Source organism: Roseovarius sp. SK2, from assembly GCF_028807495.1.
In the GTDB taxonomy this organism is placed as follows: domain Bacteria; phylum Pseudomonadota; class Alphaproteobacteria; order Rhodobacterales; family Rhodobacteraceae; genus Roseovarius; species Roseovarius confluentis.
The window spans coordinates 379,483-403,759 of record NZ_JARAMK010000003.1 but is presented as its reverse complement, the minus strand read 5'-3'; the positions used below and the strand labels follow the sequence as shown (position 1 = coordinate 403,759).

The 24,277-nt window shown below is 65.0% G+C and carries 26 protein-coding genes; 13 read left to right on the top strand and 13 right to left on the bottom strand.

Features of this window, described 5'->3' with window-relative positions:
* Positions 1-3: 3 nt before the first annotated feature.
* The 4 genes from PVV74_RS08950 to PVV74_RS08935 form a co-directional block, all read right to left on the bottom strand.
* The gene (locus PVV74_RS08950) at positions 4-993 is read right to left on the bottom strand and encodes a branched-chain amino acid ABC transporter permease (protein WP_103762875.1); all 990 of its coding nucleotides are present in this window, start codon (positions 991-993) and stop codon (positions 4-6) included.
* Positions 994-1,572: a hypothetical protein gene (locus tag PVV74_RS08945; protein WP_274592934.1), complete on the bottom strand. Its 579-nt coding sequence runs from the start codon at positions 1,570-1,572 to the stop codon at positions 994-996.
* Entirely contained in the window at positions 1,565-2,383 is an 819-nt protein-coding gene (locus tag PVV74_RS08940) for an ABC transporter ATP-binding protein (RefSeq protein ID WP_103762874.1), read from the bottom strand. The genes PVV74_RS08945 and PVV74_RS08940 overlap by 8 nt, the downstream gene beginning before the upstream one ends.
* Before the next feature lie 64 nt (positions 2,384-2,447).
* Positions 2,448-4,421 carry an AMP-binding protein gene (locus tag PVV74_RS08935; protein ID WP_103762873.1) on the bottom strand — a complete coding sequence of 658 codons (1,974 nt, stop codon included), beginning with the start codon at positions 4,419-4,421 and terminating at the stop codon, positions 2,448-2,450.
* 279 nt (positions 4,422-4,700) lie between these two features.
* On the opposite strand from PVV74_RS08935, the gene PVV74_RS08930 reads away from it, so the two are divergent.
* From PVV74_RS08930 to PVV74_RS08900, 7 genes are all read left to right on the top strand, one after another.
* Positions 4,701-5,303, top strand: a complete 603-nt coding sequence (locus PVV74_RS08930) for a 2-hydroxychromene-2-carboxylate isomerase (protein WP_103762872.1) — start codon at positions 4,701-4,703, stop codon at positions 5,301-5,303.
* Positions 5,300-7,213, top strand: coding sequence for a PAS-domain containing protein (locus tag PVV74_RS08925; RefSeq protein WP_274592933.1), 1,914 nt, complete (start codon positions 5,300-5,302; stop codon positions 7,211-7,213). Before PVV74_RS08930 ends, PVV74_RS08925 begins: the two co-directional genes overlap by 4 nt.
* Positions 7,210-7,923 (top strand): response regulator transcription factor, encoded by a 714-nt coding sequence (locus tag PVV74_RS08920; protein WP_274592932.1) that lies wholly within the window; start codon positions 7,210-7,212, stop codon positions 7,921-7,923. Before PVV74_RS08925 ends, PVV74_RS08920 begins: the two co-directional genes overlap by 4 nt.
* A 142-nt stretch (positions 7,924-8,065) precedes the next feature.
* Positions 8,066-8,716 carry a histidine phosphatase family protein gene (locus PVV74_RS08915; protein WP_274592931.1) on the top strand — a complete coding sequence of 217 codons (651 nt, stop codon included), beginning with the start codon at positions 8,066-8,068 and terminating at the stop codon, positions 8,714-8,716.
* Positions 8,717-8,728: 12 nt separating this feature from the next.
* Positions 8,729-9,358, top strand: coding sequence for a glutathione S-transferase family protein (locus PVV74_RS08910; RefSeq protein ID WP_103762869.1), 630 nt, complete (start codon positions 8,729-8,731; stop codon positions 9,356-9,358).
* Complete coding sequence (locus tag PVV74_RS08905) at positions 9,355-10,401, top strand: saccharopine dehydrogenase (RefSeq protein WP_274592930.1); 1,047 nt, start codon at positions 9,355-9,357, stop codon at positions 10,399-10,401. The genes PVV74_RS08910 and PVV74_RS08905 overlap by 4 nt, the downstream gene beginning before the upstream one ends.
* A gap of 13 nt (positions 10,402-10,414) precedes the next feature.
* Positions 10,415-11,557, top strand: a complete 1,143-nt coding sequence (locus PVV74_RS08900) for a saccharopine dehydrogenase family protein (protein ID WP_274592929.1) — start codon at positions 10,415-10,417, stop codon at positions 11,555-11,557.
* Between the two features lie 66 nt (positions 11,558-11,623).
* On the opposite strand, the gene PVV74_RS08895 is transcribed toward PVV74_RS08900, so the two are convergent.
* The 7 genes from PVV74_RS08895 to PVV74_RS08865 form a co-directional block, all read right to left on the bottom strand.
* A complete protein-coding gene (locus tag PVV74_RS08895; protein ID WP_274592928.1) occupies positions 11,624-12,238 on the bottom strand; it encodes an outer membrane protein in 615 nt (204 codons plus the stop codon).
* Between the two features lie 150 nt (positions 12,239-12,388).
* Positions 12,389-12,715: a DUF3775 domain-containing protein gene (locus tag PVV74_RS08890; RefSeq protein WP_103762865.1), complete on the bottom strand. Its 327-nt coding sequence runs from the start codon at positions 12,713-12,715 to the stop codon at positions 12,389-12,391.
* A 70-nt stretch (positions 12,716-12,785) separates the two neighbouring features.
* The gene (locus PVV74_RS08885; RefSeq protein WP_274592927.1) at positions 12,786-13,520 is read right to left on the bottom strand and encodes an SDR family NAD(P)-dependent oxidoreductase; all 735 of its coding nucleotides are present in this window, start codon (positions 13,518-13,520) and stop codon (positions 12,786-12,788) included.
* Positions 13,517-14,098: a DUF3833 domain-containing protein gene (locus PVV74_RS08880; RefSeq protein WP_421998544.1), complete on the bottom strand. Its 582-nt coding sequence runs from the start codon at positions 14,096-14,098 to the stop codon at positions 13,517-13,519. Before PVV74_RS08880 ends, PVV74_RS08885 begins: the two co-directional genes overlap by 4 nt.
* A complete protein-coding gene (locus PVV74_RS08875) occupies positions 14,098-15,363 on the bottom strand; it encodes an MFS transporter (RefSeq protein ID WP_274592925.1) in 1,266 nt (421 codons plus the stop codon). Before PVV74_RS08875 ends, PVV74_RS08880 begins: the two co-directional genes overlap by 1 nt.
* Positions 15,360-16,115, bottom strand: coding sequence for a DUF1365 domain-containing protein (locus tag PVV74_RS08870; protein WP_103762862.1), 756 nt, complete (start codon positions 16,113-16,115; stop codon positions 15,360-15,362). The genes PVV74_RS08875 and PVV74_RS08870 overlap by 4 nt, the downstream gene beginning before the upstream one ends.
* Positions 16,112-17,410 carry an NAD(P)/FAD-dependent oxidoreductase gene (locus PVV74_RS08865; protein WP_274592924.1) on the bottom strand — a complete coding sequence of 433 codons (1,299 nt, stop codon included), beginning with the start codon at positions 17,408-17,410 and terminating at the stop codon, positions 16,112-16,114. The genes PVV74_RS08870 and PVV74_RS08865 overlap by 4 nt, the downstream gene beginning before the upstream one ends.
* Positions 17,411-17,526: 116 nt before the next feature.
* Between PVV74_RS08865 and PVV74_RS08860 the strand changes: the two genes are divergently transcribed.
* Both PVV74_RS08860 and PVV74_RS08855 read left to right on the top strand, forming a co-directional pair.
* Positions 17,527-18,186, top strand: coding sequence for a sigma-70 family RNA polymerase sigma factor (locus tag PVV74_RS08860; protein WP_103762860.1), 660 nt, complete (start codon positions 17,527-17,529; stop codon positions 18,184-18,186).
* Between the two features lie 8 nt (positions 18,187-18,194).
* Positions 18,195-18,845, top strand: coding sequence for a ChrR family anti-sigma-E factor (locus PVV74_RS08855; RefSeq protein ID WP_103763005.1), 651 nt, complete (start codon positions 18,195-18,197; stop codon positions 18,843-18,845).
* Between the two features lie 83 nt (positions 18,846-18,928).
* On the opposite strand, the gene PVV74_RS08850 is transcribed toward PVV74_RS08855, so the two are convergent.
* On the bottom strand, positions 18,929-19,873 hold the full coding sequence (locus PVV74_RS08850; RefSeq protein ID WP_274592923.1) for a LysR substrate-binding domain-containing protein: 945 nt from the start codon (positions 19,871-19,873) through the stop codon (positions 18,929-18,931).
* Between the two features lie 116 nt (positions 19,874-19,989).
* Between PVV74_RS08850 and PVV74_RS08845 the strand changes: the two genes are divergently transcribed.
* Both PVV74_RS08845 and PVV74_RS08840 read left to right on the top strand, forming a co-directional pair.
* Positions 19,990-20,634, top strand: a complete 645-nt coding sequence (locus PVV74_RS08845; protein ID WP_103762858.1) for a glutathione S-transferase family protein — start codon at positions 19,990-19,992, stop codon at positions 20,632-20,634.
* Between the two features lie 41 nt (positions 20,635-20,675).
* A complete protein-coding gene (locus tag PVV74_RS08840) occupies positions 20,676-20,951 on the top strand; it encodes a DUF4242 domain-containing protein (RefSeq protein WP_103762857.1) in 276 nt (91 codons plus the stop codon).
* A 172-nt stretch (positions 20,952-21,123) separates the two neighbouring features.
* On the opposite strand, the gene PVV74_RS08835 is transcribed toward PVV74_RS08840, so the two are convergent.
* Complete coding sequence (locus tag PVV74_RS08835) at positions 21,124-21,867, bottom strand: glutamine amidotransferase (RefSeq protein WP_103762856.1); 744 nt, start codon at positions 21,865-21,867, stop codon at positions 21,124-21,126.
* A 193-nt stretch (positions 21,868-22,060) separates the two neighbouring features.
* Here PVV74_RS08835 and PVV74_RS08830 point away from each other — a divergent pair, with 193 nt between their 5' ends.
* The gene (locus PVV74_RS08830) at positions 22,061-23,281 is read left to right on the top strand and encodes a 3-deoxy-D-manno-octulosonic acid transferase (RefSeq protein ID WP_274592922.1); all 1,221 of its coding nucleotides are present in this window, start codon (positions 22,061-22,063) and stop codon (positions 23,279-23,281) included.
* Positions 23,281-24,273, top strand: coding sequence for a tetraacyldisaccharide 4'-kinase (lpxK, locus tag PVV74_RS08825; RefSeq protein WP_274592921.1), 993 nt, complete (start codon positions 23,281-23,283; stop codon positions 24,271-24,273). Before PVV74_RS08830 ends, lpxK begins: the two co-directional genes overlap by 1 nt.
* The last annotated feature ends 4 nt before the right edge of the window (positions 24,274-24,277 follow it).

The window sequence follows — 24,277 nt, the reverse complement described above, 5'->3', positions numbered from 1 at the left end:
GGCTCACACCCTCTCGATGATCTTCTCGCCGAACAGGCCCTGCGGCCGGAACACCAGGAAGATCAGCGCCAGCACATAGGCAAACCAGATCTCCGTCGCCCCGCCCAGGTAGGGCGCGCCAATGGCGAATTCGAACAGCTTCTCTCCGACGCCGATCAGCAAACCGCCCACGATGGCCCCGGGGATCGAGGTGAAGCCGCCCAGCATCAGCACCGGCAACGCCTTCAGCGCGATCAGCGACAACGAGAACTGCACGCCCGACTTGGTGCCCCACATGATCCCCGCGACCAGCGCGACGAACCCGGCCAGTGACCACACCATCACCCAGATGAAGTTCAACGAAATGCCCACCGACAGCGCCGCCTGGTGGTCATCCGCCACCGCCCGCATCGCGCGGCCCTGCTTGGTGTATTGCGCGAACACGATCAGCGTGAACACCAGCGCGGCCGCGATCACCGTCGCCACGATGTCCAGGTTGTCGATGAAAAAGCCGTATCCGAACCATCCCGCCGTGGTCTCGTCGATCACCTCGTTGATCCCCTGCGGCAGGCCCACATCCATCGTCTTGATATCCGATCCCCACATCATGTCCCCGAACCCTTCGAGGAAATAGGCAAGGCCGATCGTCGCCATGAACAGGATGATCGGCTCCTGGTTCACCAGGTGCTTGAAGATGAAGGTGTTGACCGCCCAGGCCAGCGCAACCATCACCACCATGGTCAGCAAGATCGCGGCCAGCGCCGGCACGTGCCAGCCGAAATGGTGGATCTCCGTGCCGAAGATCGCGTTGATCAAGTGCGAAAACGGCACCTGCCCTTCCATGATGCCCACCAGCGTCAGCGCCGCGAACAGCGCCATCACGCCTTGCGCATAGTTGAAGATCCCCGACGCCTTGTAGATCAGCACGAAACCCAGCGCGACCAGCGCATAGAGAACCCCGGCCATCAGGCCATTCAGGAACACTTCCATTCCGAAAATCAACTGATCAGGCATTTATCTTTTTCCTCTGATTAGGCGGGTGATGCGAAGCCCACGCTGCCGAGGTTGAGTTTCAATGAGAACGAGATCATTCGGAAAATCGGCGACCGAGTAGAATTCAAACTCTCCAGCGTAACCCCCACTAGAGTCTACCAGCCGCGCTTCCGTGTCTTGGACGAATGCCTCAATGAACTCCGAGGGCAGCACGTCTTTGAAAACCATTGAGCAGTGTTGGGTTTTACCGTCTGGGTCAGCACTGGTACCGAAAAATGCCGCGACAGGCAGCGGTGGCTCATCTGGAGTCAAAAGCGCGTATCCGAAATAGTCGAGAAACTCAGCCTCTACGTCGGGAACAAATATTTCTAACTCCGGCGCTTCGATTTTCTTCCAATCGAGACGCTCTGCTAGTTCCTCAACCCTAGATAGTTCGAAACCTGTATTCAGACATACGCCAAAAAACGCACCCAGAGCAGCGTTGGTTTGATGCTCCACAAGTTCTTCCGCGCTTACTCTATTCGCAGAAACGGCCAACCCAGACCAGAGCAGCATACTAACTGCGAAAGCTTGTGAAAACGCGCGCCCCACCTCAATCATGCGCCACCCCCAGGTAAGCGTCGATCACCGCCTGGTTGCTGCGCACCTCGTCGGGCGTGCCGTCACCGATTTTCTTGCCGTAATCCATCACCACGACACGGTCGCTGAGGTCCATCACCACGCCCATGTCATGCTCGATCAGCACGATGGTCGTCCCGAACTCGTCATTCACGTCTAGGACAAAGCGGCTCATGTCCTCCTTCTCCTCGACGTTCATCCCCGCCATCGGCTCGTCCAGCAGCAGGATCGACGGCTCCGCCGCCAGCGCCCGCGCCAGCTCCACCCGCTTCTTCAACCCATAGGGCAGCCGCCCCACCGGCGTCTTGCGAATGTGCTGGATCTCCAGAAAGTCGATGATCCGCTCCACGAAAGCCCGGTTCTCCACCTCCTCGCGCTCGGCCTTGCCCTTCCAAAACGACTGCGAAAACAGCCCTGATTTCATCTGCCGAATGCGCCCCGTCATCACGTTGTCCAGCACGCTCATCCCCTCGAACAGGGCGATGTTCTGGAACGTCCGTGCAATCCCCTGCTGCGCCACTTGGTAAGGCTTCATCTGCGGGCGCTTTTCGCCCTTGTACCAGACCTCGCCCTCCTGCGGATTGTAGAAGCCCGAGATCACGTTCAGCATCGAGGATTTGCCCGCGCCATTGGGCCCGATGATCGCCCGGATCTCGCCCTCCCGCACGTCAAACGAAATGTCCTGGATCGCCACCACCCCGCCAAACCGCAGCGTGATGTTCTTCATCTCCATCACCACGCCGCCAATCTTGCGGCCATCCTCGGTGGTGTAACCTTCGGTCTGATCAAGCATCAAAACTCTCCCAACGCGAGACGGGATGGCGGGCGGGGCGAAAGCGCAGCTGAGCGTCGTCCCGTCATTCCGCCGCCACCTTCTCCTGCGCCACCGGCACCACCTCGGCATCCACGATCTTCAGCGTGGCCGAAATGCTGCCCTTGCGCCCATCCTCATAGGTGACTTCCGTCGTGGTGAACTTCTCCGTCGAGCCGTCATAAAGCGCCGCCAGCAACTCCTCGAACTTCTCCGAGATCACGCCCCGCCGCACCTTCCGCGTCCGGGTCATCTCGCCATCGTCGGCATCCAGCTCCTTGTGCAGCACCAGGAAGCGATGCACCTGGCAATGCGCCAGCATCGGATCCTCGGCCAAGCTCCGGTTCACCTCTTCCACATGCTCCTTAACCGTCTCCAGCACTCGCGGATGCCCCGCCAGCTCCTGGTAGGAGGCATAGCCGATATTGTTCCGCTCGGCCCAGTTGCCCACCGCATTGAGGTCGATGTTGATGAAGGCCGTGCACTGCTCCCGCCCATTGCCGAACACCACGGCCTCGAGGATGTTGGGATAGAATTTCAGCTTGTTTTCCACGTATTTGGGGGCAAACAGGCTGCCATCGGCCATCTTGCCAACATCCTTGGCCCGGTCGATGATCTTCAGATGCCCGGTCTTGTCGTCGATGAACCCGGCATCGCCCGTCGCGACCCAGCCCTCGGCATCCTTGGTGCTCGCCGTGCTCTCGGCATTCTTGTAGTATTCCTCGAACACCCCGTCGCCGCGATAGAAAACCTCGCCGCTCTCGGCGATCTTCAACTCCACCCCGGGCGCGGCCACGCCCACCGTGTCGCTGTAGACCTCGCCATCGGGCTGCAGCGTGATGAAAACCGACGCCTCGGTCTGGCCGTAAAGCTGCTTCAGGTTGATCCCCAGCGAGCGGTAGAAATCGAAGATCTCCGGCCCGATCGCCTCGCCGGCAGTATAGCCCACGCGCACCCGGCCAAAGCCCAGCGTATCCTTCAACGGCCCGTACACCAGCAGCCCGCCGAGGCGGTATTTCAGTCGGTCCCATCCACTGACGCTCTTCCCGTCCAGGATCGCCGGCCCCACCTTCCGCGCGTGCTCCATGAAGGTATGGAACAGCCATTGCTTCATCCGGCTGGCATCCTCCATCCGGATCATCACGTTCGTGAGCTGCGTCTCGAACACCCGCGGCGGCGCGAAGTAATATGTCGGCCCGATCTCGCGCAGGTCCACCTGCATCGTGTCCGGGCTCTCCGGGCAGTTCACGCAGAATCCGCACCAATAGGCCTGCCCGATGGAAAAGATGAAATCCCCCACCCACGCCATCGGCAGATAGGCCAGCACCTCCTCGTTCCGCGTCAGGTGATCGAACTCCGAAGACGATTTCGACGCCTCGATGATGTTGCGGTTGGACAGCACCACGCCCTTCGGCTTTCCGGTGGTCCCCGAGGTATACAGCATCACGCAGGTGCTGTCGTAATCCAGGGCATCCCGCCGCGCCTTCAGATCGCCAATGAATTCCTCACGCGCCGCGCGTCCCTGCTCTTGCACGTGGCTATACTGGTGCAGCTTGTGATGATCGTATTTCCGCAGACCGCGGGGATCGACATAAATGATATGTTCGAACAGGTGCAGCTCATCCTGGATATCGATGATCTTGTCGACCTGCTCCTGGTCCTCGACGATGGCGAACCGCGCGCCGCAATGGTCCAGAACATAGGCCATCTCGTCGCTGGCACTGTCCTGGTAGACTGGCACCGGGATCGCGCCCACCGATTGCGCGGCGACCATCGACCAGTAGAAATAGGGCCGGTTGCGCCCGATAACGGCAACGAAATCGCCCTTGTTCACGCCAAGCGTCAACAGCCCCAGCGCCAGCGCCTCGATCTCCTGCTCCGCCTCGGCCCAGGTCCAGCTTTGCCAGATCCCGTATTCCTTCTCCCGGTAGGCAGGCTTGGCTCCGAACTGCGCGGCGTTGCGCTGCAAAAGGGCCGGAATGGACGAAAGCCCATCCGCGCCTCTCGACGACTGTGCCAAATTTTGTCCTCCCTTTGTCCGCTCTCTCCCGCGAACAGACCGCGCCCCACGGCGGCGAGTCTTGATCCACCATAGAGTGCGCAGCCGACGCTGAGCGTCAACTTTTTCCTGATCTTTGCGCAATCCTTACGAATTGTAACAGACGCCACGTAAGCCGCGCCGGTCTTTACCATCCGCCATCCCGGACCTGATCCGGGATCTCTTGCCCCGACGCAGCCCCACTCTTGACATACCCGCCATTTCCCCGTCGATTGCCCCTCTCGCAAGAGGACCGCAACGATGACCCGACCACAGATGGATTTCTGGTTCGAATTCGCCTCGACCTACTCCTATCTCAGCGTCATGCGCCTGCCCGCCCGCGCGGCCGAGGCCGGGGTCGCCGTCCGCTGGCGCCCCTTCCTGCTCGGCCCGATCTTCGCCGCGCAGGGCTGGGACACTTCGCCGTTCAGGATCTATGCCGCCAAGGGCAATTACATGTGGCGTGACATGGAACGTCGCTGCGCCGCCCGCGGCCTCACCTTCAAGCGGTCCGACACCATGCCCCAGCACAGCGTGCTCGCCGCCCGCACCGCGCAACTGGCGCTCGAACACGCCCAGGGCATCGCCTTTTGCCAGAACGTCTACCTCATGCAGTTCGCCGAAGGCCTGAACATCGCCGACACCGACGTCATCGCCGCCTGCCTTTCGGCGGCCAACCTTCCCCCCGACCTGATCGACAAGGCCCAGGCCGACGCCAACAAGCACCGCTTGCACGACACCACCCAAGAGGCCATGCGCCGCGGCATCTTCGGCGCTCCCAGCTTCACCGTGGGCAACGAGCTTTTCTGGGGCGACGACCAGCTCGACACCGCCCTCGCCTGGGCGACGGAGCATCCCGCATGAGCCCGCGCGACACCACGCAGATGACCACGGCAGGCCTCAACCTCATCCAGCAGGCCCTGACGATCTACGATGCCGATCTCGACCTCGCCGTCTGCAACCGCCGCTTCCAGGAAATGTTCGACCTGCCCGACCGGCTGGTCACCCCCGGCGCGCACTTCGAGGACACCATCCGCTTTCTGGCCGAACGCGGCGACTACGGCGAAGTGTCCGATGTCGACCGCTTCGTCGCCGACCGGGTCGAAACCGCCCGCGCGTTCAAACCGCACTACATGGAACGCACCCGCGCCAATGGCCGCACCATCAGCGTCGAGGGCTCTCCCTTGCCTCAGGGCGGCTGGGTCACCGTCTACACCGACATCTCCCGCGCCAAACAGCAGGAGGCGCTTCTCGCCGCCCGGTCCGAAGAACTGTCGGACCGCCTCGTCACCTATTCCGACGACCTGGCGGCGGCCAACCGACAGCTTGAATCCACCATCACCGCGCTGGAAGAGGCCCAGCGCCAGGCCTCCGAGGCCGAGGCCCGCATGCGCCTGACGACCGAGATGGTGCCCGCCCATATCGCCCATCTCGGCCCCGACCGGCGCTATACCTATTCCAACCGCCGCCTGTCGCTCATCATGCCGGGCAGCACCGCCGACCCCGTTGGCCTCGCCCCCGCCGACGCGCTGGGGGACGAGGCCTTCGCCAATATCGCCCCGCATCTCGACCGCGCCTATGCCGGCGCGCCGTCGGTGTTCGAATTCACCCACGCCCCCAGTTCCCGCCGCATCCGCGTGGCACTCACGCCCGATCCGGCCACCGGCGGCGTCTATATCCTGTCCATGGACATCACCGAAGAGGCGCAGACCCGCGCCGCATTGGGCCAGCACCGCCGCCGCGAGATGGCTGCGCAACTGACCTCCGGCCTCGCGCATGATTTCTCGAACCTGCTGACCATCATCCTCGGCATGCAATCCCGCCTGCAATCCATGTCCCTCCCCGAAGAGGCCACGGACCTCATCGCCGCCACCCTTGGGGCGGCGCGGCGCGGCGGCACACTGCTCGACCGCATTGCCGACATGACCGGCCCGCGCGAACATACCCCCGTGGCCACCGACCTGCCCGCCTTCCTGCACGATCTCGAACCGCTCGCCCGCTCCGTCCTGCCCGAAACGATCACGCTGAGCATCGCCGCCGAGAATGCGCCCCGCACCTGCCTGCTCGATCCCGGCATGCTGCAGGACTCGCTCATCAACCTTCTGCTCAACGCCCGCGATGCCATCGGCGAAGCGGACGCCGCGCCGGGCCGCATCACCCTTGCCGTCACCACCGTTCAGGACACCTGGCTCGACGTCGCCGTCTCCGACACCGGCCTCGGGTTTTCCGATCACGTCCGCAGCCACGCCTTCGATCCGTTCTTCACCACCAAGGGGGGCGAAGGCTCGGGGCTGGGCCTCACCATGGTCTACAACATGACCAAGCTCGCCGGCGGGCGGGTGATGATCGACAACACCGACACCGGCGGCCAGGTCACCCTGCGCCTGCCCCTGCGCGAGGTCAGCGCCGAGGACACCCCCGGCTTCGTCCTTCTGGTCGAGGACAGCGCCGACCTGCGCGAAAGCATCCGCGCCATGCTCCGCGCCGACGGCCACCAGGTCATCGAGGCCACAAGCGCGACCGAGGCGCAGGCGCTTCTGAACGGCCTGCCCGAGATCACCGCCATCCTCAGCGACATCACCCTCGAAGGCGAGGCCACCGGGCTCGACCTCATCGACGCCCTTCCGGCGCGGCACCCGCCCGCGGTGCTCATGACCTCGCTACCGCTCTCCGATCCGCTTCACGCCGCGGCCCTTGAACGCGCGCCCGTGCTGCGCAAACCGTTCCAACCCGGCGCCTTGCGCGCCGCGCTATCGGGCGGGGCGACACCATGACCGACACCGCCCCCCTCGTCACCATCCTCGATGACGAGCCGGCCATTCGCACCATGCTGGCCCAAACGCTGGAAGAGGCCGGCTTTCGCACCCTCACCTTCGCCCGCGCGACCGAGTTCGAGGCCGCGCTGCGCTCCACCTCGCCCGATATCTGCCTCGTCGACCTGTCCCTGCCCGACCGCGACGGGCTGACCCTGGTGCATCGCCTGGCACTGGAACAGGGCGCGCGGGTCATCATCATATCGGGCCGGGCCGAGGTGCAGGACCGCGTGACGGGGCTTGAACTGGGCGCGGACGACTACATCATCAAGCCCTTCGACCCGGCCGAGGTCGTGGCCCGCATCCGCGCCCGCCTGCGCCGCGACGCGCCCAATTCGCAAACCGGCGACACCGCCCGCTTCGGCCCCTGGACCGCGCATTTCGACCGCTACGTTCTGGAAGACGACAGCGGGCAGGAAACCCCCTTTTCCCACGCCGAAGGCGAAGTCCTCCGTCTTTTCCTCGACCGTCCCAAGCGCCTGATCTCGCGGCAGGCCATGCAAGAGGCCCTGGGCGGCGCAGCGGGCGAAAGCTTCGACCGCGCCATGGACGTCCGCATCTCGCGCCTGCGCACCAAGCTGCGCGAGGACCCCAAGAACCCCCGCCTGATCAAGACGATCTACGGCGCGGGTTACATCTTTCTGGGGGATGTCAGCTGGGGCTCGGCGTAACGCACGGACCCACCGCGTAGGGTGGGTGAAAACCCACGCGCCCTACCCCCATGCGCTCATCAAAATATTCCGCGCCACGGCCTTCACCCTCCCGCGCCCCGGCGCTAGGTTGCCCCCAACCGAAACGACGAAAGCATCCACCTTGGCGGAACTCATCCTTGTGCGGCACGGGCAGGCCAACAGCCACGCCACCGACGAAGCGGGCTACGACCAACTTTCCGACCTCGGCGCCGATCAGGCCCGCTGGCTGGGCGAGCATATCGCCGCCACCAACCCGCATTTTGACCGCGTCCTCACCGGCACGCTGCAACGCCAGGTCGACACCGCCCACCACATGGGCGTCACCGTCACCACCCAGGATCCGCGCCTGAACGAGCTCAGCTATTTCGCCCTCGCCCAGGCCGCCTTCGACGCCCACGCCATCCCGGTGCCCACCGACCCGTCGCAATTCGCCACGCATCTGCCTCGTGTCATCACCCTCTGGACCACCGGCGACCTGCCCGGCGTCCCCGAAAGCTTCGATGACTTCGCCGCCCGCATCACCGAAGTGCTGACCGAGCAATGCGCCGACGCGGGCCGTACCCTGCTGGTCACCTCCGGCGGCGTCATCGGCATGGCCCTGCGCCACGTGCTCGACCTCGACAACACCGCCATGGCCCGCGTCATGCTCCAGATCAACAACGCCTCGATGCATCGCCTCAGCTACGTGCACGACACGCTCATGGTCGCGGGCTTCAATGCCATCCCGCATCTCGACCGTCCCGACCGGGCCCATGCCCGCACCTATGTCTGAAGGACCCCGCGCATGAAATTCTACTACGCCCCCGGAACCATCTCCGTCGCCACCGGCCTGCTTCTGCAAGAGGCCGGGCTGGACCATACCCCCGTCGCCCTCAACTTCGCCGACGGCGACCAGACCAAGCCTGACTACCTCGCGCTCAACCCCAAGGGCCGCGTCCCGGCTCTGGTCACCGATCAAGGCATCCTGACGGAAACCGGCGCCATTGCCGAATTCATCGCCGCCCAGGTGCCCGACAAAGGCCTCGTGCCCGCCGACCCGTGGCAGGCCGCGCAGATGCGCTCTGTCTGCTATTACCTCGCCGCGACAATGCACGTGAACCACGCCCACGGCCCCCGCGGCATCCGCTGGGCCGACAGCGACGCGGCGCTCGCTGACATGAAGGCCAAGATGCCCCGGACCATGGCCGACAGTTGCACGTTCATCGAGGAAAACTGCGCCCTCGCCCCCTTCGTCATGGGCGAGCAGATGACCATCGCCGACCCCTGGCTTTTCGCCATCTGCTGCTGGCTGGAAATGGACAAGGTCGACGTAGACCGCTTCCCCAGGATCAAGGCCCACCGCGCCATGATGGCCGCCCGCCCCTCGGCGGCTGCCATCCGCGACTACGGCCTGCTGACGAAAGACTTCGCATGACCCATCTCTGGCTCCGCGCCGAACAGCGCGACAACGAAGACCGCACGGGCCTCACGCCCGACGGCGTCGCCATCCTCATCGCGCAGGGCATCGAGGTCAGCGTCGAGGACAGCCCCGACCGCATCATCCCCACCGACCGCTATGCCGACGCGGGCGCCACCATCGTGCCGCAAAACTCATGGCCCGACGCGCCCCGCGACGCCATCATCTTCGGCCTCAAGGAACTGCCCGATGACGGCACACCCCTGCCGCACCGCCACATCATGTTCGGCCACGCCTTCAAGGGCCAGCATTCCGGCCGCCGCCTGCTGGACCGCTTCAAGGCAGGCGGCGGCACGCTCTACGACCTGGAATACCTGGTGGATGAACACGGCCGCCGCGTTGCCGCCTTCGGCTACTGGGCGGGCTATGCCGGCGCCGCCGTCAGCCTCTTCGCCTGGGCCGCGCAGCAGCAGGGCCAGACCTGCGGGCCCGTCACCGCCTACCCGGACAAGGACGCGCTGCTCGCGGATCTGGCCGAAACACTCGACGCCACCGGCGTTGAGCGCCCTTCGGCCATCGTCATCGGCTCGCTTGGCCGCGTCGGCACCGGCGCGGCCGACCTCTGCACCGCGATGGATGTCACCACCACCAAGTGGGACATGGACGAAACCGCCCACGGCGGCCCCTTCCCGGACATCCTTCAGCACAACCTTTTCCTCAACTGCATCTTCGCCCGCCCCGGCACGCCCGTCTTCGTGCCACGCGAGGCCCTGACCGCCCCCCGCCGCCTGACCGTCATCGGCGACGTGGCCTGCGATCCGGACAGTGATTACAACCCCGTGCCGGTCTATTCCCAGGCCACCACCTGGGACGCCCCCGTGACCCGCGTGCACGACGCGCCCCCGCTCGATGTGATGGCGATCGACAACCTGCCGTCGCTCCTTCCGCTGGAATCCTCGCAGGACTATGCCAGCCAACTCTTGCCATCCTTGAAAACACTGGACAAACTGGACGCCGGAGTATGGGCGCGCACGGAACAGACCTTCCGCGAGCACGTTTGAAGGGGGCACCGACATGACAATCCACTGGTGTGGCACCGGCCTGTCGGCCGTGCCCGGGCTGCGCAGGCTGATCGAGGCGGGCCACGACGTCACCGTCTGGAACCGCTCGCTGGACAAGGCCGAGGCCGCCGTGGGCGACCTCACCAACCGCATCCGCGCCTTCGATTTCGACATGCTGTCGGCCGAGGTGCAGGAGGGCGATATCGTGGTGTCCATGTTGCCCGGCGACTGGCACGTGCCGATCGCCGAGATGTGCATCAACAAGGGCGCACACTTCGTCTCAAGCTCCTACATCGCCCCCGAGATGCGCGCGCTCCACGCCAAGGCGCTTGTGCGCGGCGTCAGCGTGGTCAACGAGATCGGCCTCGATCCCGGCATCGATCACCTGATGGCCCATCACCTGATGGCCGAGTACCGCGCCTCCGCGGCGTTCAACCCCGAGAACGATCTCAGCTTCCTCAGCTATTGCGGCGGCATCCCCAAAAACCCCAACCCGTTCCGCTACAAGTTCAGTTGGTCACCGCTGGGCGTGCTCAAGGCCCTGCGCTCGCCCTCTCGCTCGATCCGCAATTTTTCGGAACTCAACGTGCAGCGCCCCTGGGACGCGCTCGGCACCTACACCGCGCCCCTGCCCACGCCGGAAACGTTCGAGGTCTACCCCAACCGTGACAGCCTGCCCTTCCTCGAGGACTACGGCTTCGAACCGACCTGGCGGGTCAAGGAGTTCGTGCGCGGCACGCTGCGCCTCAACGGCTGGTCCGAGGCCTGGGGCGACGTCTTCGCCGAGATCGAGACGCTCGAAGGCCCCGAAGGCGAGGCCCGGCTCAAGGAGATGTCCGACCAGTTCTGGCGCGACAACGCCTATGGCGAGGATGATCCCGACCGCGTGGTGCTCTGCGTCGACCTAAAGGCCGAACGCGGCGGCAGCCCTGTCTGGCACAAGACCTTTGTCATGGATGCCTGGGGCGACGCGCGCGGCACTGCCATGTCCCGGCTCGTGTCCTTCCCGGTCTCCCTCGCGGTCGAGGCCGTGGCCAACCACGAGATCCCCGCCGGCGTCAGCCCCGCGCCCAGCGACCCCAGGCTGGTGGAACGCATGCTGTCAGAGGTCGACCGGCTGGCCCAGCACCTTCAGGTCGTGGACCACCTCGCCTGACGCATGGTCAAAAGGCGTAGGGTGGGCGAAAGCCCACGCGCCACCCTCGCTATGCTTGCCGTGGCCCTAGAACCGGTAGGACACCCGCGCGCGATAGGTCATGCCATCGACGCTGCCACTGGGCGAGACGTCGTCGAACTCGTGGTAAAGCGCGTCCGCGCCCATCACCCACGTCTCGTTCAGCTTGAAATCCACCCCGGCACCGGCAACCCAGCCCCAGCCATCCAGGCTGACACCACCACCGCCACCGCTCATATGGGCCGCACCTGCGGTGCCATAGACAAAAGCGTTGCCTGCATCGACGCCCATCCGCAGCCGCAGCCGCGCAATCGAGTCCACGTCCACCGCGTTGAAAGAGATGTCGGTAAAGTCGATATCCCCCTCGACGCCGTAAACCAGCGTGCCACGATCCCAGTTGTAGCCAGCGTGGACACCGCCAAGAAAGCCATCATCGCCAAGATTGATGACCTGCGGAATGTTCGCCCCGGCAGGAGGTGGCAAAGTCGCGTCAAGATCAAGATCACCAAAGCCCAGCTGCACGCCGACATAAGGGCCGGCCCAGTCCGAAACTGGTGCGGGTGGCGGCGGCACGTAAGGATCCGCCGGCGGCGCGATGTTGCCCGCAAATGCAGGGGCGGTCGTGATCGAAACAATGGCTGCGACGAGTACAAATGCTTTCATTTCACCCTCCTGGAAACGCCTTCAGGAGGGATGATACCACGTAAACCGCCCTTTCGGACGGTCTTTGCGCGTCCCGTCACATTTTTCGGACCGCGCGGGCAAAGGCGCAACACCACGTAGGTGGGTGAGAACCCACCCCGGCGCTAACCGTCAGCCCCCGCGCACCAGGTCGTCCTCGTCGTCCTGCGCCGACAGGCCCAGCTCGTCCAGCCCGTTCTCCAGATGATCCGACAGGTGCGGCGTGCCCAGCAGGTAATCGGCGGTGGGCGTCGTCGCCTCGTCGCGCGCCGTCGCCTTGGCCTCTTCGATCTCGTCGGCCGCGAAACTGCCGCGCCCGATCCACATCAACGCCACCAGGCTGGCCTGCTCGTCCTCGGCCAGCCGCTCGATGAACGCCCTCAGCTCTCCCTCCGCGCGGTCCAGTTCGCGCGACATGAGGATCACCTGGGCGACTTTGTAAGTGCTGATATCCAGCATGTCCCGACCTCCTTTTCCGGCAGTGAGTCTACCAAGAATATGGCCTTCGGGACAGGCGCCGACCTTGATCTCACGCAAACAAGCGGAAATACAGCCAGTTGGGCAGGAAGCGCGCACCGCGAAAAACAAGGCTGAACCAGCTGGGGAAATTCCGGTCGAACGCGTTCTCGTCGTTCATCAGCTCGAACATCACCTGCGCGGCGTCCTCGGGCTCCATCAGGCCCGGCATCCTGAAATCGTTCTTGTCGGTCAGCCGCGTGCGAATGAACCCCGGATTGGCGCATTGCACCAGCACACCCGTGCGCCACAGATCCGCTCGCATACTCTGCGCCAGCGACATGATCCCGGCCTTCGACGCGCCATACCCGATCGCCCCCGGCAGGCCCCGAAAGCCCACCAGCGAGCCGGTCACGACGATATGCCCACGATCCCGCGCAACCATCTTCGGCACCACGTGGTTCAGCACCCGCACCGTGCCGGTGAAATTCACGTCCGCCATGGCGGTGACCTGCTCAGGCTCCCACTCGGTCGCCTTCATCGGCCAATAGACCCCGGCCAGCGTCACCACGCCGTCGATCTCACCGACCTCCTCGGCGGCCGCCTTCACGCTTTCCTCGTCGGTCACGTCCACGGTCACGATACTGGATCGCCCCGGCAGCATCTCCGCCACCTCTTTCAGCCGGTCCTCGCTGCGGGCCGACAGGATCACCTCCGCCCCCACCGCGCTCAGTTTCCGCGCAAGCGCCGCGCCAAGCCCTTCGCTCGCGCCCACCAGCCAATAGCGTTTTCCAGTCCAGTCCATCATGCCGCTTTCTGAATTTCCGTGTCGTCCAACTTGTGCATGGTCGCCACAAGCTCGGCGACCTTGATCCCATACTTGCGAAACTGGCTGCGGTTCACAATTGTTCCACCCGGCGTCAGGTACATCCAGTCCTCGACGCTCAGAACATGACCACCCGCCTCGGCGGGCAGGCGAATATCATAGCACAATTGCACCGCCGCCCCCGCGTGCCGGCCCTGCCCGGTGCCGACCACGTCATCGGCCTCGGCCCGGATGCGCCCGTCATTGCCCAGTTCCAGCCGCCATTCGCGCTCCTGTACCGTGCCGCTGTCATAGGTGAAATGCTCGGCCATCACCCCCTTGTTGCCGTCCCAGCTTGCATCGAACCGCGCCGAAAACCGCGAGGCCACACGCCCCAGGGGCCCGTAGATCACGCCCTCGCAGCGCAGCGCGCCGTTCAGGTGCTGGCGCAGGTCGAAGCGCGGCAACGTATCGGCGTAATCCTCGACGCTCTGCGCCCGGAACCCGGCGAACCGGTTGCGCAGCATCGCAACCCCGGTTGCCAGCGCCGCCCCGCACATGATCAGAAATCCTTCGAACATCATCTCCGTCTCCCCGCTTCAACCATGGTCCCCACGGGCGCGTCCCCGCCCCCGGGCACCGTTGCCAGCAGCGCAATCGCCGCCAATTTCAAAACACAGGGCACAGCCCCGTAAAGCAGGCTCAGCGCCCACAAGGCTGCGTCGGAATTCTCCTGCCCCGAGGCATAGCCAACCGACTCCAAGAGCGGCAGCAAACCCACCGCCGCGATGGCCAGCGTGATCTTCGAAACGAAGGACCACAGGCTGAATCCCTCGGCCGCGCCCGGCGACACCTCCGCCATGCGATCCGCGAACAGCGCCGGCAACAGCGTCATGTCGGCCCCCAGCGCCACGCCGGTCAGTACGCAGATCACCGCAAAGGCCCAGACATCCCCCGCGCCCAGCATCACGGCAAAGCCGAAGGCGGCAATGGCCAGCACCATCGCCCAGATCAGCACCTGTCGCGGCCCGTGCGCCTCGGCCAGCTTGCCCCACATCGGCGCCGCCGCCGCCGCGCTCAGGAAGAACACCAACAGCAGCGGCCCCTCCCAGCCCGGCGCCGCCAACCTGTCCTCGACATAGAACAGGAACAGCGTGCTGCTCACCGCCACCGGCGCCGAGTTGGCCAGCGCCACCAACAAGAGCCGCCGCGCCACCGGGTCGCGCAGCACCGTGCTGATCTGCGAGGTCACGCCCTCCTCGGGCGGCTGCTCGCGCCACTCGGTCCCCATCGCCCACAGCGCCACCAGCCCCAGCCCGGCAAACGCCACGGCAAACGCCGCGTACCCGCCCAGCGCCACGGGGGCCACGGCGGCGGCACAAATGCCCAAGAGCGCCCCGGTCTCGCGCCACCGGGCCACGCGCAGGTGCCCGCCTTCGCCCATGCGGCCCGCCACCGACACGCCTTGCGCGTAGAAACATATCGTCAGGTAACTGAACGCCGAGAACACCAGCGTCAGCATCACCGCGAACCACCACAAGGGCGGCAGCATCGGCTCCACCGCGAACAGCCCCAGCATCCCCGCGATCATCGCCACCCCGGCGATCACCACGGTCAGCCCGCGATAGCCTGCCGTCATCGCCGACACCCGCCCCAACAGCGGGTCCTGCACGAAATCCAGCAAACGCAGCACCCCCAGGACGGTGCCCAGTGCCGCCAGCGACACGCCATACTCGTCGACGAAAAACTTCGGCGCATGCATGTAAAGCGGCAGCCCCGCCGCCGACAGCATCGCCGCGAACAGCGCAAAGGCCGGCAGGCGCGGCCTCTTGCCCACGTCGCTCATCGGCTCACTTCCCGCGTCGGCGGCTCGGGCCGGTTCTGGAATTTCGCGCCCTTCCACCACAGCTTCAGCGCCTGCCAGTGGATCAGCGCCAGCACCCGGCGTGACCCCAGCGGCCGCCGCGCCAGCGCCTTCAGAACACCGCCGGTCGTCAACGGCCTGCGGTCCCCCACCAGCGTCGCGATCACCCCGCCCTTGCCCCGGCTCAGGTCGATCCAGATGCCGATCCGGTCGGGCCGGATGTCGAACCGAAAGGTGTATTCCCCCTCGATCGTCTGGAACGGCGAGACGTGAAACACCTTCTTTGCCCGCAGCCGGTCCTCGGGACCGATGGGACTGCGATCATCATGGTGACACAGGTAGGAATGCCGGTCGCCATAGGTGTTGGTCACTTCCGCGATCACCACCGTCAGGTCATCCGCCGCGTTGTAACACAGCCAGAAAGACACCGGGTTGAAGATATGTCCCAGCACCCGCGGTTGGGCCAGCAATTCGATCCGCACGGGCGCGGCGAACTGGTGCGCCTCCAGCACCTCGCGCACCCACGCGGCACCACGTCCCTGCCCCGGCGGGCCGCCATGGTCGCGGTCGCGCAGGCTGAAAAGCCCCGCCCGGTTGCGCCCGAACACCCGGCCGGATGGCAGCGCGGCTTCCGCATCCACCATCACGTAATCGATGCTGTACCGGAACGCGTTGCGGACCTCGCCCTTGCGCCCATGCCACGTATGGCCCGCGATATGGTCGGGCCCATTCACGCCGCCGCCGCCGCGCTGTCCCGCGCCAGGATCGCGTCCGCCACGTCATAGGCGCTCGACAACCCGTCCTCGTGAAACCCGTTCTTCATCCAGGCGCCACAAAACCACGTCCCGTTGTCGCCATTGATCCGGGCCACCTCGGCCTGCGCGTGCAGCATGTCCATGTCGTAGACAGGATGCCGCAGCACGCAGCTGTCATAGATCTTTTCCTCCCGGATCCGCCGCGTGCTGTTCAGCGTCACGAAATGCGGGTCGTCCATCGGGATCGGCTGCAGGCTGTTCATCCAGTAGGTCAGGTCGATCTGACCGTCCCGCTTGGCCGGCCCTTCCATGTAGTTCCAGGACGACCACACCGCCCGACGCTTCGGCATCACCGACGTATCGCAATGCAGTACCACGTCATTGGGCTGATACTTGACCCGGCCCAGCGCGCGCTGCTCTTCGGGGGTCGGGTCGGTCAGCATCTTCAGGCTGTCATCGCCGTGGGTGGCGAAAACCACCTCGTCGAATGTTTCCCACTCGCCACCTTGCGCACGCAGCTCGACGCCGCCGTCGGACCGCCGAACCGCGACGACCGGCGCACTGGTCCTGATCTCCACTCCGGCGCGTCCCAGCCATTTGCCCAAGCGATGCACGTACTGGATCGACCCTCCATCGACGGTGTACCACTGGTGCTGCCCGTCATAGCCCAGCAGCGCGTGGTTCTCCATGAATCGGATCAGCGCCTGCGCGGGAAAATCCATCACTTTCTCCGTCGGCGTCGACCATATCGCGCCGGTGAACGGGCTCAGGTACCGCTCGCGAAACCACCGGCCCAGCCCCATGGTCCGCAACAGTTCGCCGATGCTGGCGTCGGGATAGGCCTTCGACGTGCGTACGGCCCGCGCATTGAACCGCAGGATATCGCGCAGCATCATCCACATGCGCGGGTCCAGCACGTTGCGTGTCTGGGCAAAGAACGCCTGCGCCCCGTCCAGCCCGTATTCGAACCGCGTATCCCGGAACGATGCGCCAAAGCTCATCTTGCTCTTGACCACCGGCACGTCCAGCACGTCGAAAAGGTTCGCCAGGTTGGGATAGTTGGCATAGTTGAACACGATGAACCCGGTATCCACCGGCTGCGTCCCGTACTTCCCGGCCATCTTCGTGCGGGCATGGCCGCCCAGCCGCGCAGCGGCTTCGAAAATCGTGACATGGCAGTCCCCGGCCAGCCGCCACGCAGCCCCCAGACCACTGATCCCCGCACCGACGACTGCGACTTTCTTGCGCGTCAGCGCAACTTTCTTAACTGGCATTACGTGTAGTACCCTAACTTGTCTTTACAGAAGTCTACGCGAAACCAGCACTATCGGATGACAAAGAAAACGCCCGAATTTTTGATCCGGTCTGATCGAACCAGCGTACCGTTCACATGTTCAGTGATGCTGACGCCCTCGAGATCACCGGCACCAGTGCCGACGTCCCGCCTCCGGTGGGCGCGCTGCTTTCGATCCGTGGCAACGGCAAGAGTATTGAACCGGTGATCGAGAAGACGGAAGAGCATACCCAGGACTGGGCGCAAGTCATCGCCCGGATACGCGACAAGCGCGACCGCGCCGCCTTTCAGCGGCTGTTTTCGCATTTCGCGCCGCGGGTCAAAGCCTTCCTGATGAAGTCCGGTACAGATGCCTCACTGGCCGAGGAATGCGCACAGGAGGTCATGGCGACCCTCTGGCAAAAGGCCCATATGTTCGATCCCTCCCGCGCCAGCGCGGCGACCTGGATCTTCACCATCGCGCGGAACCGCAGGATTGATGCGATCCGCAAGCAAAGACGACCCGAGCCCGAGGATTTGCCCTGGGGCCCGGAGCAGGAACCAGACCAGGCCGATGCCCTGGCCCTGCAACAGGAGAGCGAAAAACTGGGCGCCGCCATCGCGCAGCTGCCCGAAAAACAGAAGGACCTGATCGAAAAGGCCTATTTCGGCGACCTCACCCATTCCGAGATCGCCGAGGAAACCGGCCTCCCGCTCGGGACCATAAAATCGAGGATCAGACTGGCGCTGGACCGCCTGCGCCACCAGATGAAGTGATTGAGACGATGACAGACACGATCAAACATCACCTGAGTGACAAGTTGCTCATGGCCTACTCCGCGGGCACCCTGCCCGAGGCGTTCAGCCTCGCGGTGGCCGCGCATATTTCCATGTGCGATGAATGCCGCGCCCGGCTCGCGTCCTTCGACGCGGTTGGCGGTGCCCTGATGGAAGAGTGCAGCGATGCCGACCTGTCCGAAACAGCCTTCGAGGATACGCTGGCCCTGATCGACGCGGTCGACATGACCGCCCCCGCAACGGCCGCACCCGCCATCGGCACGCTGCCGCGCCCGGTGCAGGACTACATCGGCGGCGACCTCGACGCGGTGAAATGGAAATCCGTCGGCATGGGCGTGAAACAGGCCATCCTGCCCACGTCGCGCGAGGCCACGGCCCGCCTGCTCTACATCCCCGCCGGCGCCGCCGTGCCCGACCACGGCCACCGCGGCACGGAACTGACGCTGGTTCTGCAAGGCGCCTTCGCAGACGAGGTCGACCGTTTCGGCCCCGGCGACATCGAGATCGCCGACGAAGACCTCGACCACACGCCAGTGGCCGAGGTTGGGGCCGACTGCATCTGCCTCGCCGTCACCGACGCGCCCCTGCGCTTCCGCGGCTTCATCCCACGCATCGCGCAGCCGTTCCTGCGCATCTGATTTCCTCCGTTCGGAGCGTTACCGAACACCGAAAAGCCCTGTCGTTCCGACGGCAGGGCTTTTTTCTCCGCGCATCTAAACTGTCAGTCGGATGTGGCGCCCAGCACCCTCGGACACTCTTGTTCATGGTGTTCCGCCTGCTGCAATAGCCAGGTGACAAAGGCTTCCGCCGCCTTCGACAGCCGTTTCCTTCGATCCCACAGGATGCGATAGGCATACGCTGTCGGATATGTCATCGCGGCGCCGAACGGCGCGACCAGTTGGCCGATGCGCAGACCGTGATAGGCCTCAACCATCCCTGCCATGATCAGGCCCTGCCCCGAAACCGCCGCCTGCAATCCCGAGCTTGTCTTGGAAAACCGCACGCCATGCTCCATGTCCGCTGGCGCGAACCCAAAGCGCGCGCCCCATTCACGGAATCCGACCCAATCCGGGTCGCCGGTCCGGTTCAGCACATGGATCAACGGGATCTCCGACAGGTCGCGCGCCGACCCGTCGATCGCATGCGCGCGTGCGAAGTCCGGCGCACAGACCGGCAGCACCGCGTCCCCGAAAAGCAGGCGAGAGTCGTAGTCTTCGCCCGGCTCGGACCCGTATCTCACGGCCAGGTCGAAATCCTCTGCCATCAGGTCCACGTCCCGGTTCGACGCATCCAGATCAAGCTCGACGCCGGGGTGATCCCTCTGAAACTGCGACAGGCTCCACGACAGCCAGTTTTCGGCAAAGGATTCCGGCAGCGTGACCCGAAGCCGCTGCGACGCCTCCTGTGCCTTCAACTGTTCCAGGGCCTCGGCGATCGCAGCAAAACCGCCGTTCAGGCCACGCGCGACCTGCCGCGCCTCTGGCCGCGCCACCGCCCTGGTACCCGACCGCTCGAACAACGGTCGACCAAGATAGTCTTCCAGCGCACGCACGCGCTGACCCACCGCTGCTGGCGTTATGCCGATTTCCATCGCCGCGGCAGAGAAGTTGCCCAACCTGAGGGTCGCTTCCAGCGCCCTCAATGCATTGAGGTGCGAGAGTTTCATGACGTCAAGGCTAAAGCTTTCCTTTAGCCACACCAAGCAAAATCTGCCGTGCATCCTTTAGCCGGTGTTCGGATACTGAACCTGACCGCGACGCACAGCATATTGGGGGTTTGCAAATGTACACGCTTTTCTGGGAATACATGGCCGGGTCGATCGTGGTGCAGGCCACGCTCGAAGCGATGAATGCCGACTACCGAATGGAGTATGTCGACATGAGCGCCGGACAACATCTCGAGCCCGAATTCCTCGCGCGCAATCCAGCGGGCCGCGTCCCCGCACTCCAACTTCCTGATGGCGGCATCATGGGCGAAACCAGCGCCATCGTGACGCATCTTGGCGAAATGGCCCCGACGTCCGGTCTGACGCCACGTCCCGGCGACCCCGATCGTGGAGACTTTCTGTTCTGGCTCAGCGTGATGTCGACGGCCGGCTATATCACCTCCGGCCGGGTCGGCCATCCAGAACGCTACGCACGGGACAGGGATGCGATCCGCCAGGTCAAGGCGCAGGGCGACAAGGACTACGCTGCCTTCTTCGATCTGATGGAAAATCACATCGCGGGCGCCCCCTATTTTCTGCCGCGCGGGCTGACGGTTCTCGATTTCTACCTAGCCATGCTGGCGGAGTGGATCAGCGACCGGGACAAGGCCCTGTCGCAACGACCCGCGTTGGCTCGGCTGTGCAGCACGGTGCGCGAGACCCCGTCCTATGCCACCGCGCTCGCCGCCCACGCGATGCCGGAACCCGTTTTGCAGGCCTGACGCCACGCGCCGAAGGCCCGGATTTGAAAGGAGACCGACCAATGAACAAGTACATGATCGAAAGAGACATCCCTGGTGTCGGTGCGATGAGCGGTGACGAACTGTGCGGTGCTGCCAACACGTCGAACGCGGCGCTGGCGCAACTGGCCCCAAAGGTGCAGTGGCAGCATTCGTACGTTGCCGGGGACAAGACATTCTGCGTCTATCTTGCAGACGACGAGGACGCCATCACCCGGCACGCCGAACTCAGTGGCTTCCCGGCGACAAAGATCACGCTCATCGAAACGATGATCGACCCGACGACCGATGATACATGACGCCAACAACCCGGTCGAGCGGGGGCGCGTTCGCGATCTGATCGGCACCGCCGTCAAAGGTGTCCTCGCATCGCACGCTCTGTGAACCGCCGGAACGCAAAAAATCACACCGTCGCCATACCACCCGGATACCGACGTGATACCGACGCGGGTTTGCATCTGTTCGCAGGCGTTACCCTTGCGCGTAACGCTGCACGAAATTCCGCAGGATCATCTCGGGCGCGAAAACGTCCGCCGCCCGGCACATGGCAATCAGGTCATCGGCATCCTCGGGCGGGAAATAACCCCGGTCGCGATAGATCCTGATCCGCGTCTCGAACCCTGCCGCATCCGCCTCGGGGTGAAACTGGGTGGCATAGACATGCTCTTTGTACCGCAACATCTGGTAGGGGCACGCCTCGGACCTCACAAGATGCACGCATCCTTCTGGCAGATCCTGCAACGCCTCCTTGTGCCCCACGAAGGCGTCGAACGCCGTCGGCACGCCGACCAGCAGCGCGTCCTCCTTGCCCTCCGGCGTGACGTCGCAGGCCGACGTGCCCACTGCCTCTCCAAAGGCCCGCTTGCTGACATCGCCCTTCAGGTGCGCACCAAGAATCCCGATCCCGTAACAGCAACCCAGGAAAGGAAAATCCCGCGCCGTCACCTTTGGCATCAGCCCCAGCACATCCGCCTCGATCCGCGCCTCTATCTCGGATTTGTCCTCCGGCGCATCGCTGACACAGCCCGGCCCTCCGCCCACGATCACGCCGGAATAATCTTCCAGAACAATATCTTCCGGCAGCCGCTCCTGGTCCATCCGGATACGGCGCGTGCCGCCCGCCTCCAGCCCGCCCTTGCGCAGGATCGCCGCAAACTCGTCATCCGCGGCTTCAGTCTCGGGGCGCAGCTGAAGGATCAAAAAGGGCTTCGTCATCGGGCGTTCTCCGGTATCATCCCATCCATTGGCCCCATTCCGCAGCCAGGGTCAACCCGCCGGCCTCTCTTGACCCCGCCCGGCAATCCAATACCCTGCGCAGAACCCGGCCCGCCGCGAAGGACCCCATGGTGCAGCGCTCCTACAACCCTGATTTCCGGGACTTATTCACCCAAGTCCACATGCTTCGGCCATGAGCCGCTCGCTCAGCCTCGCCGCCTATCTCGCCTATGCAAGGCGCGGCCCCGCACGCCGTTACACGCCCGCCGCGCCGCGCCCGCCGGGCCGTCTGCTCTGGGCGCACGCCGCCGACACGATCCATATCGACGCACTGTTGCAACTCTTCGACCGGCTGCGCCTGCACCGGCCCGAACTGTCGCTTCTGCTCACCACCGCCGGCGCCGCGCCCGACGCCCCCTTCAAGGCCCGGGCCGAGGTCATGGTCGAACAACTCCCCGAGGATACCGTCGCCAACGCCGCGTCCTTCCTCACCCATTGGCAGCCCGACATCGCCCTCTGGACCGGCGGCGCCCTTCACCCCGCACTGATGGATCGCACGGCCGAAACCGGCATCCCCATGGCTCTGATCGACGCCACCGAAACCGCCATGTCCCGCCCCGCCTGGCGCTGGTTTCCCGACCTGCCCCGCGCCCTGTTGCGGCAGTTCGAGTTCGTCATGGCAAGGGACGATGCATCAGCCCGCTACCTGCGTCGCATGGGCGTGCCGGAACGCACGCTCTCCGTCACCGGCCCGCTCCTCGAAGGCACCGTTTCGCTGCCCCATAACGAGACCGACCGCACCGAACTCGCCGCCCTGCTGCTTGGCCGTCCGGTCTGGCTCGCCGCCATGCTCCGCCCCGAGGAAATCGGCACGATCCTCACTGCCCACCGCGAGGTCAGCCGCTTTTCCCACCGCACCCTTCTGATCGTCGTCCCCGACACGCCCGAGGACACCACCCCCTTCACCGACGCCCTGGCCGAGGCCGGGATGCGCCATATCACGTGGTCGACCGGCACCTTCCCCGATGAGACGACACAGGTCATCCTCGCCGACACCTATGGCGAGATGGGCCTGTGGTACCGGCTCGCGCCGATCACCTTCATGGGCAGTTCTCTGATCTCCGGCGCCCATGGCTGCGACCCGAACGAACCCGCCGCCCACGGCTCGGCCATCCTTTACGGCCCCAACATCCGCCGCTACCTGTCCAGCTATTCGCGCTTTGCCGAGGCCGGCGCCGCCCGTATCGTCCGCGATGCCGAAACACTGGCCGCCGCAGTCAAGCGCCTGATCCCCCCGGATCAATCCGCCGCCATGGCGCATGCCGCGTGGGAGGTCGCCTCGCGCAGCGCCGAACTGACCGACCGGATCGCCGATCTTCTGAACGACCGCCTCGACCAACTGGAGGTCCGCTGATGCGTGCACCCGCCTTCTGGGACACCCCGCCGCGCCGCCCATCCCTGCGCGCCCGTGCACTATCGCCACTCGGCGCACTCTATGCCCGCGCCACCGCCCGCCGCGTGGCCACACCACCGGGCTATCGCGCGCCAGTGCCGGTGATCTGTGTCGGCAACATCAACGCCGGCGGCACCGGCAAGACACCCACGGTCATCGCGCTCTTGCAGCACCTGCAGGCGCGCGGGCGCACCCCTGCCGTCATCTCGCGCGGTCACGGCGGCAGTCTCGAGGGCCCCGTCGAGGTGGACGAGCGCAGCCACACCGCGGCCGATGTCGGCGACGAGCCCCTGCTGATCGCCGCCTTCACCCGCACCTGGATCGCCCGCGACCGGACGCTTGCAGCCGAGGCCGCGGCCACCTCCGGCGCAGATGTGATCGTCATGGATGACGGCCACCAGAACCCGTCGGTGGCCCGTGACCTCTCGGTCGTGGTGGTCGACGCGGTCAAGGGCTTCGGCAATGGCCGTTGCATACCCGCCGGCCCCCTCCGCGAACCCGTTCAGACCGGCCTCGACCGCGCCGACCTGCTGCTCTCGATCGGCCCCGACGCCGCCCAGATCGAGTTCCGCAAGACATGGGGCCACGTCATCCTGATCCCCCATGTGGGCGGCAAGCTGGAACCGCTGCAAACCGGCATGGACTGGACAGGCACCCGCTTTCTCGCGTTCGCGGGCATAGGCCACCCCGAGAAATTCTTCGCCACCCTGCGCGGTCTCGGTGCCACCCTCTCGCGGGCCGAGGCGCTGGACGATCACCAGCCCCTGACCGAGGCGCTGATGACCCGGCTGGAAAACGAGGCCGCGCTCATCCATGCCCAGCTCGTCACCACCGAAAAGGACGCCGTTCGCCTGCCCCCGACCTTCCGCCGCAAGGTGCTGACCCTGCCGGTCCGCCTCAACCTATCCGATTGGTCGGCAATCGATGCCAAGCTGGAAAACCTCGGCCTCTGACCCG

Excerpts from the sequence above, each read along its gene's own strand:
- PVV74_RS08905 (WP_274592930.1), top strand. The coding sequence starts at position 9,355 with ATGACCCATCTCTGGCTCCGCGCCGAACAGCGCGACAACGAAGACCGC.
- PVV74_RS08840 (WP_103762857.1), top strand. The coding sequence starts at position 20,676 with ATGAACAAGTACATGATCGAAAGAGACATCCCTGGTGTCGGTGCGATG.
- PVV74_RS08845 (WP_103762858.1), top strand. The coding sequence starts at position 19,990 with ATGTACACGCTTTTCTGGGAATACATGGCCGGGTCGATCGTGGTGCAG.
- PVV74_RS08920 (WP_274592932.1), top strand. The coding sequence starts at position 7,210 with ATGACCGACACCGCCCCCCTCGTCACCATCCTCGATGACGAGCCGGCC.
- PVV74_RS08830 (WP_274592922.1), top strand. The coding sequence starts at position 22,061 with ATGAGCCGCTCGCTCAGCCTCGCCGCCTATCTCGCCTATGCAAGGCGC.
- PVV74_RS08895 (WP_274592928.1), bottom strand. The coding sequence starts at position 12,238 with ATGAAAGCATTTGTACTCGTCGCAGCCATTGTTTCGATCACGACCGCC.
- PVV74_RS08910 (WP_103762869.1), top strand. The coding sequence starts at position 8,729 with ATGAAATTCTACTACGCCCCCGGAACCATCTCCGTCGCCACCGGCCTG.
- PVV74_RS08880 (WP_421998544.1), bottom strand. The coding sequence starts at position 14,098 with ATGTTCGAAGGATTTCTGATCATGTGCGGGGCGGCGCTGGCAACCGGG.
- PVV74_RS08930 (WP_103762872.1), top strand. The coding sequence starts at position 4,701 with ATGACCCGACCACAGATGGATTTCTGGTTCGAATTCGCCTCGACCTAC.
- PVV74_RS08875 (WP_274592925.1), bottom strand. The coding sequence starts at position 15,363 with ATGAGCGACGTGGGCAAGAGGCCGCGCCTGCCGGCCTTTGCGCTGTTC.
- PVV74_RS08950 (WP_103762875.1), bottom strand. The coding sequence starts at position 993 with ATGCCTGATCAGTTGATTTTCGGAATGGAAGTGTTCCTGAATGGCCTG.
- lpxK (WP_274592921.1), top strand. The coding sequence starts at position 23,281 with ATGCGTGCACCCGCCTTCTGGGACACCCCGCCGCGCCGCCCATCCCTG.
- PVV74_RS08940 (WP_103762874.1), bottom strand. The coding sequence starts at position 2,383 with ATGCTTGATCAGACCGAAGGTTACACCACCGAGGATGGCCGCAAGATT.
- PVV74_RS08890 (WP_103762865.1), bottom strand. The coding sequence starts at position 12,715 with ATGCTGGATATCAGCACTTACAAAGTCGCCCAGGTGATCCTCATGTCG.
- PVV74_RS08855 (WP_103763005.1), top strand. The coding sequence starts at position 18,195 with ATGACAGACACGATCAAACATCACCTGAGTGACAAGTTGCTCATGGCC.
- PVV74_RS08925 (WP_274592933.1), top strand. The coding sequence starts at position 5,300 with ATGAGCCCGCGCGACACCACGCAGATGACCACGGCAGGCCTCAACCTC.
- PVV74_RS08945 (WP_274592934.1), bottom strand. The coding sequence starts at position 1,572 with ATGATTGAGGTGGGGCGCGCGTTTTCACAAGCTTTCGCAGTTAGTATG.
- PVV74_RS08835 (WP_103762856.1), bottom strand. The coding sequence starts at position 21,867 with ATGACGAAGCCCTTTTTGATCCTTCAGCTGCGCCCCGAGACTGAAGCC.
- PVV74_RS08850 (WP_274592923.1), bottom strand. The coding sequence starts at position 19,873 with ATGAAACTCTCGCACCTCAATGCATTGAGGGCGCTGGAAGCGACCCTC.
- PVV74_RS08900 (WP_274592929.1), top strand. The coding sequence starts at position 10,415 with ATGACAATCCACTGGTGTGGCACCGGCCTGTCGGCCGTGCCCGGGCTG.
- PVV74_RS08885 (WP_274592927.1), bottom strand. The coding sequence starts at position 13,520 with ATGATGGACTGGACTGGAAAACGCTATTGGCTGGTGGGCGCGAGCGAA.
- PVV74_RS08860 (WP_103762860.1), top strand. The coding sequence starts at position 17,527 with ATGTTCAGTGATGCTGACGCCCTCGAGATCACCGGCACCAGTGCCGAC.
- PVV74_RS08865 (WP_274592924.1), bottom strand. The coding sequence starts at position 17,410 with ATGCCAGTTAAGAAAGTTGCGCTGACGCGCAAGAAAGTCGCAGTCGTC.